The sequence below is a fragment of the Amycolatopsis sp. NPDC031561 genome (genome assembly GCF_055580625.1).
Genome location: NZ_JBVILA010000042.1, coordinates 48,891 through 57,051, shown reverse-complemented (window position 1 = coordinate 57,051; position 8,161 = coordinate 48,891). Strand labels below are relative to the sequence as shown.

At 69.6% G+C, this 8,161-nt stretch carries 10 protein-coding genes; 7 read left to right on the top strand and 3 right to left on the bottom strand.

The window, feature by feature from the left end; genetic code table 11:
- Positions 1-402 precede the first annotated feature (402 nt).
- From ACZ5IK_RS43230 to ACZ5IK_RS43220, 3 genes are all read right to left on the bottom strand, one after another.
- Complete coding sequence (locus ACZ5IK_RS43230; protein WP_465493035.1) at positions 403-819, bottom strand: YbaB/EbfC family nucleoid-associated protein; 417 nt, start codon at positions 817-819, stop codon at positions 403-405.
- The gene (locus ACZ5IK_RS43225) at positions 816-1,157 is read right to left on the bottom strand and encodes a type VII secretion target (RefSeq protein ID WP_465493034.1); all 342 of its coding nucleotides are present in this window, start codon (positions 1,155-1,157) and stop codon (positions 816-818) included. Before ACZ5IK_RS43225 ends, ACZ5IK_RS43230 begins: the two co-directional genes overlap by 4 nt.
- A 215-nt stretch (positions 1,158-1,372) precedes the next feature.
- On the bottom strand, positions 1,373-1,747 hold the full coding sequence (locus ACZ5IK_RS43220; RefSeq protein ID WP_465493033.1) for an SgcJ/EcaC family oxidoreductase: 375 nt from the start codon (positions 1,745-1,747) through the stop codon (positions 1,373-1,375).
- Positions 1,748-1,833: 86 nt separating this feature from the next.
- Between ACZ5IK_RS43220 and ACZ5IK_RS43215 the strand changes: the two genes are divergently transcribed.
- The 7 genes from ACZ5IK_RS43215 (at position 1,834) to ACZ5IK_RS43185 (ending at position 7,803) form a co-directional block, all read left to right on the top strand.
- Positions 1,834-2,460, top strand: a complete 627-nt coding sequence (locus ACZ5IK_RS43215; RefSeq protein WP_465493032.1) for a TetR/AcrR family transcriptional regulator — start codon at positions 1,834-1,836, stop codon at positions 2,458-2,460.
- Positions 2,461-2,649: 189 nt separating this feature from the next.
- Positions 2,650-3,990, top strand: a complete 1,341-nt coding sequence (locus ACZ5IK_RS43210; RefSeq protein ID WP_465493031.1) for an ATP-binding protein — start codon at positions 2,650-2,652, stop codon at positions 3,988-3,990.
- A complete protein-coding gene (locus ACZ5IK_RS43205) occupies positions 3,987-4,415 on the top strand; it encodes a roadblock/LC7 domain-containing protein (RefSeq protein WP_005153253.1) in 429 nt (142 codons plus the stop codon). The genes ACZ5IK_RS43210 and ACZ5IK_RS43205 overlap by 4 nt, the downstream gene beginning before the upstream one ends.
- Complete coding sequence (locus tag ACZ5IK_RS43200) at positions 4,412-4,765, top strand: DUF742 domain-containing protein (protein ID WP_465493030.1); 354 nt, start codon at positions 4,412-4,414, stop codon at positions 4,763-4,765. The genes ACZ5IK_RS43205 and ACZ5IK_RS43200 overlap by 4 nt, the downstream gene beginning before the upstream one ends.
- Positions 4,743-5,339 carry a GTP-binding protein gene (locus ACZ5IK_RS43195; RefSeq protein ID WP_101612900.1) on the top strand — a complete coding sequence of 199 codons (597 nt, stop codon included), beginning with the start codon at positions 4,743-4,745 and terminating at the stop codon, positions 5,337-5,339. Before ACZ5IK_RS43200 ends, ACZ5IK_RS43195 begins: the two co-directional genes overlap by 23 nt.
- Positions 5,336-6,715 carry a cytochrome P450 gene (locus ACZ5IK_RS43190; protein WP_465493029.1) on the top strand — a complete coding sequence of 460 codons (1,380 nt, stop codon included), beginning with the start codon at positions 5,336-5,338 and terminating at the stop codon, positions 6,713-6,715. Before ACZ5IK_RS43195 ends, ACZ5IK_RS43190 begins: the two co-directional genes overlap by 4 nt.
- A complete protein-coding gene (locus ACZ5IK_RS43185; protein WP_465493037.1) occupies positions 6,697-7,803 on the top strand; it encodes a cytochrome P450 family protein in 1,107 nt (368 codons plus the stop codon). The genes ACZ5IK_RS43190 and ACZ5IK_RS43185 overlap by 19 nt, the downstream gene beginning before the upstream one ends.
- Positions 7,804-8,161 lie beyond the last annotated feature (358 nt).

The following is an 8,161-nucleotide window of genomic DNA, read 5'->3' as shown; positions in this document are numbered from 1 at the left end:
GGGGGGGGGGGAGGGGGGGGGGGGGGGGGGGGGGGGGGGGGGGGGGGAGGGAGGGGGAGGGGGGGGGGGGGGGGGGGGGGGGGGGGGGGGGGGGGGGGGGGGGGGGGGGGGGGGGGGGGGGGGGGGGGGGGGGTTTTTTTCCCCCCCCCCCCCCCCCCCCCCCGACCCCCTCGAAAACCGCACATCTAGCCATCAACCGGGCATCAAACCGCCAGTGATTGTCCCTTTAGGACACTCAAGGAGAGTTCAAAGCCTCCTGGCGGGCCTGCTCCCACCGCCGACCCCCGCCACGTTCGCCCTTGTCCCTCAACAACTTGGACTAGTAGCGGCCAGTGAACACTGGCACGAAGTCCATGATGGTGCCCGACCCGTCAGAACAACACCGGGAAGTAGACGAGGGGTTCACCGGTTGCCGGGTCGTAGTATCCGGCGAGTTCGAGGTCGCCCCATTTCCCGACCATGCCCCGGCTTTCTCGTCCTGGACCAGTTCCGGCGACTGCCACGCGCCTTCCGCGGCACGATCCCGGCTTGGGCCTGGCGCATGGTCGACAGGACCATCGCCGCCAGCTCCGGCAGCTCGATGGTCCGAGCGCGCGCCGAGAACTCCACGTCGGTGAGATTGCCGTCAGAACGCACGGTGGCCCGGACTTCGCCACCGCGGCTGCTCGCGGTCAACCGCAGATTCTCGGCCTGCCGCGCGAATTCCTCGTACTTGTCCGCTTTCGCGGAAGCGGCGCTCGCCCACTGCTCGATCCGCGCGAGCGCCTCGTCCGGATCCGCGTTGAACCCCGCGATGCCGCCTGGAAGAGGAGAGCTCACAGCTGCCGCCCTATCCGCGAGTTCAGGGTTTCCCCAGCCAGTAAGCCTTTGAACGGCTCGGCCGCCATGTCATCGCGCCCGTCGTACGCGGTGGTCGTGGAGCGCGCGTTCCCCGCCGTGGCGCCCATCGCTTCCTGCGCCGACTTGAGCAGGTCGATCGCCTGCTCCTCCATGGGATTGATCACCGGGGGAACGAAGGAGCAGGGCAGCCCGTAGCAATCATCGGACATGGCGGCGGCCCCCGCCGCCGACAAAGCGGTGCCCAGCCGATCGGTCAACGCGTCGAGATGACTCGCGTGCGCGGTGAGATCGTCCGTGGCCACGTCGAATCCGGTCATGATTCCCGCGTTCCTCCTTCGGTGATCGCGTTCGCCAGACGACGATGCCGTTGGGGCACAGTGCTTCGCGGGCTTCACGGGAAAAGATGAACGAACGAACACGACTCGTTGTCCGAACGCGCAGGCCACCCGTCGACGGCATCCGGGTGCCCTGCGTCGCCGACGCCGGTGTCAAGCCGTTGGGGCCGCAGAGATTCTCATGGTCGGGTGCTCGGTCACTTGATGGGTGTGGTTTGGACCGAGGCGATCAACCACTTCTCGTGCTGGTGGGCGAGCACGAACGTGACCGCGCCCTTGTCGGGCAGGGGAGCGTTCGGCGCGGTCCGTTCGTCCGAGACGTGCTTGGTCGCGGTGACGACGGCGGTGTCCGGCTGTACCAGCCATGCGTCGTCGATCTCGATTCTGGTCCGCACCTGAGCGAGCTGGGAGGCCATCGCCTTGTGGTAGGCGGCACGGACGGTCTCACGGCCGTGCAGCCTGCGGCCGGCGATGTTGACCAGGTTGACGTCCTCGGTGAGCAGGTCGGCGAAGCCGTCCGGGTCGTTCTGCAGGCGGTCGCTGTCCAGTACGACCTGCTTGAAGTCCTTCATGATCGCATTCCCTTCGTATCGGAGCGTTTCGCTCCGATAGCGTAGGGCCGGAGCGTTTCGCTCCGCAAGCCGCTATGATCCAGGTCGTGCCCAGGCATGCGGAAGCCGAACGCAACGACCGCGCATTGCTCGAAGCGGCGCGCGAAGTCGTGGCCGTGGACGGAGCGAAGACGTCCGTCGCGTCGATCGCGGCACGTGCGGGCGTGGGCATCGGCAGCCTGTACCGCCGGTATCGATCGAAGACCGAGCTGTTCCAGCACCTGGTGGAGATCGCGCTCGACCATTGGACCGAGATCGCCGAGCAGGGGCTGGCCGACGACGACCCCTGGGACGGGCTCGTGCACTACGTCGGCAGCGCGGTCGGCATCGGTTCGCTGGCGCCGTTGGCCGGGATGGTCACCATCACCGACGAGATGGCCGAGAAGAACGCCCGATCCGACAAGGCTTTCGCCGCGCTGATCGCCAAAGCGCACGACGCGGGTGTGCTGCGCGCGGACGTCACCGCGATCGACGTGTTGCTGCTGGTCGAACAGCTCGGCAAGTCGCCGCTGATCGAGCAATTCCAGCGCCAGGGCAGGGAAGACCTGTTGGAAGCGGCTCGCGTCGCCCGGCAACGGGTGATCGCCATCGCCTTGGCCGGACTACGCCCGAGCGACCATCCACTGCCGGGAACACCGCCCAGCATGGACTTGTTCAGCGAACGCTGGACTTAGGTGACCCCTGCCCGATCGGCTTACCCTGCGCAGAACCACTTTTCTCGCGGGAAGCGGCTGCCGCTCACGGCGTGTTTGCGCTACGGTACTCGCTGCTGATGACGTCCTTCGATCCCCGCTGCCGTGGAGCTGCCGCATGATCCCCCGGCTCGGCCCAGGCGTCCCTGCCCTGTCGATCGTGAGGATTCCATGGAGTACCCCCTGCTGACGGCAGCGCTGGTCTGCGTCTCGCTGCTCGCCGCGGCCTTCGCGCTGTTGCTGGTGCGCCAGCGCCGGGTCACCGTCAACACCGGCCGTCGTGGTGAGCAGCTGCTGGCCGAACTCCGCGCCCGTCAAGAGGAGGACAGGCACCTGCTGCACAGGCGGCTGCCCGCCCTCGTCGAGTCGCAGGCCAACCAGGCCGTGACCGTGCCCGGCCCCTTGCGTGCCTTCAACGGCGAGGACCCCCACCGCGAACTGCTCGTGGTGATCAGCGAGCTGACCGGCCAGACCCGCCGCAACGCCGCCGAATCCGCCGCCGCCACCCTGCGCGCGATGATGCGCACGGTGCAGAACCTCGCGGGGGAGCAGCAAGTGCTGATCTCGGCGATGGAGGAGCGCCACGACAATCCCGACGTGCTCGACGGTCTGCTCGGTCTGGACCACGCGAACTCGCAGCTGGGCCGCCGTGCCCAGGCGACCGCCGTGCTCTGCGGTTCGTGGCCGGGCCTGCAGCGCTCCGCCGCGACCCTGACCGACGTGGTGCGCGGGGCCACCGGCCGCATCCGTGACTACGCGCGCGTGCAGATCCCGGCGCCTTCGGACACCGCGGTGGTCAGCCAGGCCGTGGAACCGGTGGTGCTCGCGGTGGCCGAGCTGCTGGACAACGGCGCCCGCCACTCGCAGCCCGGTTCACCCGTGCAGGTCAGCTTCCAGCAGGCGCACAACGGGTTGGCGATCGTCATCGACGACGCCGGGGTCGGCATGACGGTGGAAGCGGTGCAGCGCGCGGGCTGGCTACTCGAAGGCCACGGCGGTCAGGACATCGCCGCGCTCGGTGTACCGCCGCGGATCGGCTTCGCCGTCATCGGTGTGCTTTCCCACCGCTACGGTTTCCGCGTCTCGGTGGACATGCGCTCGCCCTTCGGCGGGGTGCGCGCGGTGCTGTTCCTGCCGAGCGAGCTGCTCACCCGCGCCGCCGTCCCGGTGCCGGCACCGCAAGAGGTCCCGTCGCTGGCCGCGCCCGCCAGCCCGGCCGCGATCACCCCCAGCCCGACCCCGCGCGTGCGCGTTCCCGCGCCGGAACCACAGCCGGCCGAACCGGCCGAGGAACTGGGTACCACCGAGCACGGCCTGCCCCGCCGTCGCCGACGCGCCCCGGTGACCGGGGCGGCCACCACCACGCTTTCGGTTCCGGTGCCGCCGCCCGCCGCGCCGGAAGTGACCGAGTCCCCGGTGAACCACAGCCCGGTCGCCACGGCCACGGCCTGGCAGCGCGGCACCCGCCAGGGCCGCGCTTCTTCCACCGATGACGAAAGGGATTTCCAGTGAGCAGCTCCGTCACCACCAACAACCGGTTGGGCTGGATGCTCGACCAGGCCCTGCAGATGCCGGAGACCATCTCCGCGGTGCTGCTCTCGGCCGACGGCCTGCTGATGGCCCATTCGCAGGGAATCACCGTGGAGGACGCCGAGCGCACCGCCGCCGCGGTCTCCGGGCTCCAGTCGCTCGCCCGCGCCACCGGCGAGTTCTGCCGTCAGCCGCCGGAGCAGTGGCGGCAGACGCTGATCGAATTCGACGGCGGGTTCGTCTTCCTGACCTCCGCCGGACAGGGCGCCTACGTCGCGGTGTCCACCACCGGCCGGGTGGACATCGAGGGCGTTTCCTCGCGACTGCAAGAGCTGGTGCAAAGACTCGGCCAGGAACTCACCGCGCCACCGCGCTTTCCGGCCGAGGGACCTGGCAACCCGGCATGAGCGGGCAACGGGGGGAACGGGCGCTGGTCCGGCCGCACGTCGTCACCGAGGGCCGGGCCCATCCGACCCGCAACACCCTGGACGTGGCCACCGTGGTGCTGGCCACCTGGGCGCCGGTGACCGGGCTGAGCCCGGAAAAACGGCGGGTGATGGAGCTGTGCCGGGGCGGCGCGCTGGCCGTCGCGGAGGTGGCGGCGCATCTCAAGCTGCCCACCAGCGTCACCAAGGTGCTGTTGTCGGACCTGCTCGACAGCGGGCACATCGAAGCACGGGCCGCGGTGCGCGAGACCGAAGTCCCCGACCAGCAACTCCTGCAGAAGGTACTCGATGGCCTCCGTGCTCTCACCTGACCGATACGTTCCCGCCACGGTCCGGACCTCGGTGAAGATCCTCATCGTCGGCCCGTTCGCGGTGGGGAAGACCACCTTTGTCGGCACGCTCTCGGAGATCCGCCCGCTGCGCACCGAGGAGCGGATGACCCAGGCGGGCGCACTGGTCGACGACCTGTCCGGCGTGCGCGGCAAGGACACCACCACGGTGGCCATGGACTTCGGACGCCTGACACTGAGCGACGAGGTGGTGCTCTACCTCTTCGGCGCCCCGGGTCAGCAGCGGTTCACGCAGATGTGGAAGGACCTTGCCCACGGCGCGCTCGGGGCGCTGGTGCTGGTCGATCCGACCCGCCTGCAGGATTCCTTCGACGTGATGGGCCTGCTGGAGGAACTGGACCTGCCCTACGCGGTGGCGGTCAACCAGTTCGACGGCGCGCCGCGTTTCCCCGATGCCGAGGTGCGCGAGGCGCTCGATCTGCTACCCCAGACCCGGCTGGTCACCTGTGACGCCCGCGATCGCGCGTCCGCCGCCTCGGCGCTGATCAGCCTGGTCGACTACCTGTTCACTCCCGGCCGCCAGGAGCATTCGTGACCGTTCCCGCCATCCCGCCCCCCGGTTGTCCCGCTCACGCGACGCGCACCCCGCTCTACGACGAGGAGTTCGCCGCGAACCCGGCGAGGGTCTACGCGCGGATGCGCAAGGAACACGGCCACGTCGCGCCGGTCGAGCTGTCGCCGGGGGTGAACGCGAGCCTGGTGCTGAGCTACGAGGCGGCGCTGGACGTGCTGCGCTCCCCACAGACCTATCCGCGGGACCCGCGCCGCTGGCAGGCCGGTCAGCCGCCGGACAACCCGGTGATGCCGATGATGGGCTACCGGCCGAACTGCCTGTTCACCGACGGAGCGGTGCACGCGCGCTACCGCAGCGCGGTCACCGACAGCATCTCGCGGGTGAACCCGCACGCCCTTCTGACCTACGTGGAGAAGGCCGCACGTGAGCTGATCGCAAAGTTCTCCCGGAACGGCCGGGCGGATCTGCTCACCGAGTACGCCGGAACCCTTTCCCTGCAGGTGTTCAACCACCTCTTCGGCTGCCCGCCGGAACTGGGCGAGCGGCTCACCGCGGGGATGCGCGGGATCTTCGACATGGTGGATCCGGAGCGCGCCAACGCCGAGCTGACCGCGGCCATGCTGGACCTGCTGGCGCTCAAGCGGCGGCAGCCGAGCCAGGACGTGCCCTCGTGGATGATGGCGCATCCCTCGAGGCTGACCGACGAGGAGATGCTGCACCAGCTGGTGCTGCTGATGGGCGCGGGCACCGAACCGCAGCAGAACCTGATCGCCAACGGGCTGCGGCTGCTGCTGGTGGACGAGCGCTTCGCCGGGGACCTGGCAGGCGGCAGCCTGCACGTGGAGGACGCGCTGGAGGAGATCCTCTGGAGCGACCCGCCGATGGCCAACTACTCCGCCGGTTACCCCTATCCGGCGGCCGACCTGATGGGCGCGCGTCTGCCCGCCGACGAGCCCGTGGTGATCAGTTTCGCCGCCGCCAACACCGATCCCGAGCTGGGGGAGGCCCAGCGGGCCGGTAACCGGGCGCACATCGCCTGGAGCGCCGGGGTGCACTCCTGCCCCGCGCAGGGCCCGGCGCGGCTGATCGCCACCACCGCCATCGAGACCCTGCTCGACGCGCTGCCGGATCTGCGCCTGGCCGTGCCGGACGCCGAATTGCGCTGGCGGCCTGGCCCGTTCCACCGCGCGCTGGCCGGTCTCCCGGTCCTGTTCACCCCCGTCGTCGCACCGGCCAGTCCCGTTCCCGACCCGACAGGAGAGCACCCATGGCACCAGCCCGCCCGTTCGTCCTCGATCCCAACGGCCGTGACATCCACACCGAAGGCGCCGAACTCCGCGCCCAAGGAGCCGCGACACTGGTGGAACTCCCTGGCGAAGTGGTGGCGTGGTCAGTAACCCAGCCGGAGCTGCTGCGGAAACTGCTGGCCGACCCGCGGGTGTCGAAGAACCCGAACCTGCACTGGGCGGCCTACCGCGACGGTGAGATCCCCGAGGACTGGCCGCTGCGGATCTGGGTCTCGGTGCAGAACATGTTCACCGCCTACGGTGGCGACCACCGGCGGCTCCGTTCGCTGGTGTCGAAGGCGTTCACCCCGCGCCGGGTGGAAGCACTGCGGCCGTGGGTCGAGGAGCTGACCACCGGCCTGCTGGACCGGCTCGCCGCCGGGCCGGATTCGGTGGACCTGCGGGAGAACTTCGCCTATCCGCTGCCGATCGAGGTGATCTGCCAGCTGTTCGGCGTGCCCGAGGAGCACCGGCCGGAGCTGCGGCGCGCGGTGGACGGGGTGTTCAACACCTCGCTCAGCGCCGAGGAGGCGCAGGCGAACGGCGTGCTGATGTACGGGATTCTCGGGCAGCTGGTGGCGAACGGGCGGGTGAACCCCGGTGATGACCTCGCCAGCGGCCTGATCGCCGCACGGGACGAGGACGGTTCGGTGCTGGAGGAGGCCGAGCTGATCGACACGCTGATCCTGATGATCTCGGCCGGGCACGAGACCACGGTGAACCTGCTGCACCACGCGATCCTGGCGCTGCTGACGCATCCGGAGGAGCTGGCGAAGGTGCGCTCAGGGGAGCACACCTGGGCCGAGGTGATCGACGAGACCATGCGGTGGCAGGCGCCGATCGCGAACCTTCCGCTGCGGTACGCGGTGGAGGACATCGAGATCGACGGGGTGCACATCAAGGCGGGCGAGGCGATCCTGGCTTCGTACGCGGCGGCGGGCCGCTCGCCCGAGGCGCACGGTTCCGACGCGGACGAGTTCCGGCTTTCGCGGGAGTCGAAGAGCCAGCACCTGTCGTTCGGGCACGGGGTGCACTACTGCCTGGGTGCGCCCTTGGCGCGACTGGAAGCGGAACTCGCACTACCGGCGCTGTTCGAACGGTTCCCCGATCTCGCGCTGGCGGCGGAGGTTTCCGAACTGGAGAAGATGCCGTCGTTCATTTCGAACGGGCACACGACTCTTCCGGTACGCCTCAAGTGAACGCGGTGAAAGCCACCCTCACCGCATCATTCCGGGTAACCGTCAGGGCTAAGTCAAATGTGGCAGGCTAGAGCCTCTGCGATGAAGGAACCCTTCGCTGGCTTCAAGGGCGAGAGGTGGCCTTCGCGGCATGGTTCTGGACTGGCCCGCGGGCGCCAGTCGTTCCCTGAGCGTCCACAAGGGACACTTTCCGGTGGCTGAATGTCCAATTGATGGCTGGATGTGCGGTTTTCTAGAGGGTCGGGGGGGGGGGGAGGGGGGGGGGGGGGGGGTTTTTCCCCCCCCCCCCCCCCCTCCGTCCCCCCCCCCCCCCCACACCCAACCCCAGCGCCTTGCCACGCGCCCCCCCCGAAACAAC